The sequence below is a fragment of the Kitasatospora sp. NPDC056273 genome (assembly GCF_042268845.1).
Classification (GTDB): domain Bacteria; phylum Actinomycetota; class Actinomycetes; order Streptomycetales; family Streptomycetaceae; genus Kitasatospora.
Genome location: NZ_JBHJSJ010000128.1, coordinates 1 through 1,985 on the forward strand (window position 1 = coordinate 1; position 1,985 = coordinate 1,985).

A 1,985-nucleotide genomic window follows, 5' to 3' on the forward strand; every position below is an offset into this window, starting at 1 on the left:
CATGGTGCGTCCTGAAAGCTGGTCCAGGCTCGCGGGTGGAAGTCCCGTCCGGGTAGACACCGGAGTGCCCGGTAGCAGGTCCCGGTTCGTCGTGGAGACGCGGCGGGCTGAGCGGGATGTCAAGAGCCTCTTCGGAGGGAGCAAGCACGCGGGCCGTAGCGTCAAGCGAACCTTGCAGCCTCGTCAGATCCACAACGGAGAAGCCGAGCCCCTCATGCCAGGGCGAAGGCCATGTTCTGAGGGCCCTGTTCCGGGGTCAGCCCTCAGGATTCTCCCGGGGTAGGGAGGGCGGCACGTGTGCACAGTCTGGGCCGGAACAGGAGAGACCCGTCTGACCACGCCTTTCGTCGGGCAAGAGACCGGACGTATAAGCCGATGGTGAAGTCGTCCGGAGGGCAGCGGGAGTCCGATGGGGTCGTAGTACCGCTGATCGGCGCGCAACACAACGCGCCGGGAGGGAAGGACCCCAACTTTGATCACGCTCGTGGCGGAGGTAAGCGCGAGGGCATGACCGGAGAGAGACCGGTCAACTACCCCGACGGGGCGAGCCCCGTTGTAGTGGACGGGCGTGCGTCCGTCCTGAAAGTGCGAAAACTTCAACGCGCGCTATGGGCTGCGGCCAAGCAGTCTCCGGAGCGGCGTTTCCATGCCCTGTACGACCGTATCCACAGGGGTGACGTCCTGTGGGAGGCATGGGAGCGAGTCCGGGCCAACAGAGGGAGCGCCGGGGTGGATCGGGTCACCCTGGAGTTCGTGGAGAGCCGGTACGGAGTCGAGCGGATGCTCGGCGAACTCCAACAGGCTCTTCGCTCAGGCACGTACCGTCCCGCGCCGGCCAGGCGCGTGGACATCCCGAAACCACAGGGAGGCAAGCGGCCGCTGGGCATCCCCACAGTGCGCGACAGGGTGGCCCAGCAGGCGGCGAAGATCGTCCTGGAGCCGGTGTTCGAGGCGGGGTTCTCCCCGTCCTCGTACGGATACCGGCCCAAGCGGTCGGCGTTGCAGGCGATGGAGCGTCTTCGGACGGGCTTCATCGAGGGTCGCTGTGTCGTCGTGGAGTTCGACATCCGCAACTTCTTCGGCGAGATCGACCACGGTCGCCTGCTCGCGGAGGTGGGGCGGAGGGTGTCGGACCGCAGGGTGCTCAAGCTGCTGCGTCTGTGGCTCCAGGCGGGTGTGATGGTGGACGGGGAGGTCCGGCGGACGGTCGCTGGGACTCCTCAGGGTGGGGTGATCTCACCTTTGCTGGCCAATATCTACCTGCACGTCCTGGACACCGAGCTCGCTGAGCGCGGTGTCGGCGAACTGGTCCGGTACGCGGACGACGGTGTCGTCCTGTGCCGGTCGGTGAGCAACGCCAGGGTGGCCCTGGCAGCGGTCGGGGAGATCCTTGATTCGCTTGGGCTGGAGCTGCACCCGGACAAGACGAAGGTGGTTGACCTCAGGGAGGGCCGGGAAGGACTCGACTTCCTTGGCTGCCACTTCAGAGCCCGCTTCTCGGGACGGATGTGGGAGAAATACCGCAAGGTGCGTTTCTTCCTGCATCGCTGGCCCTCGCAAGCGGCCATGAAGCGACTCCGGTCCAAGGTCCACGAACGGACCGACCGCCGCCGGTCGGGAGCGGATATCCGTGAGGTGATCGCGGACTTGAATCCGATCCTGCGCGGCTGGGGTGCCTACTTCCGAACCGGGAACGCCGCCCAGAAGTTCATCCAGGTTGATCGCTATGTGGTGGGGCGTCTCCGCAGGCTGATGGTGAAGAAGCGGGGCCGCAACCTCAGGGCGGGTCAGACCGATGTGTGGACGGAAGAGTGGTTCAACGGGCATGGCCTGCACCGTCTACGTGGCACGATCCGCTATCCGAAGGTGGCGTAACCATGTCAAGAAGATCATCGGTAAGCCGTGTGCGGGAAAACCGCATGCACGGATTGAAAGGGGACGGAGGAACCGGGCTCGCAGGAGCACCGCGCCTCCAACTACCAATG

At 65.4% G+C, this 1,985-nt stretch carries 1 protein-coding gene; it reads left to right on the forward strand.

Annotation, left to right across the window (positions count from 1 at the left end; genetic code table 11):
• Positions 1 to 507: 507 nt before the first annotated feature.
• Entirely contained in the window at positions 508 to 1,875 is a 1,368-nt protein-coding gene (ltrA, locus tag ACFCY1_RS41485; protein WP_375877819.1) for a group II intron reverse transcriptase/maturase, read from the forward strand.
• Positions 1,876 to 1,985 lie beyond the last annotated feature (110 nt).

Excerpts from the sequence above, each read along its gene's own strand:
- ltrA (WP_375877819.1), top strand. The coding sequence starts at position 508 with ATGACCGGAGAGAGACCGGTCAACTACCCCGACGGGGCGAGCCCCGTT.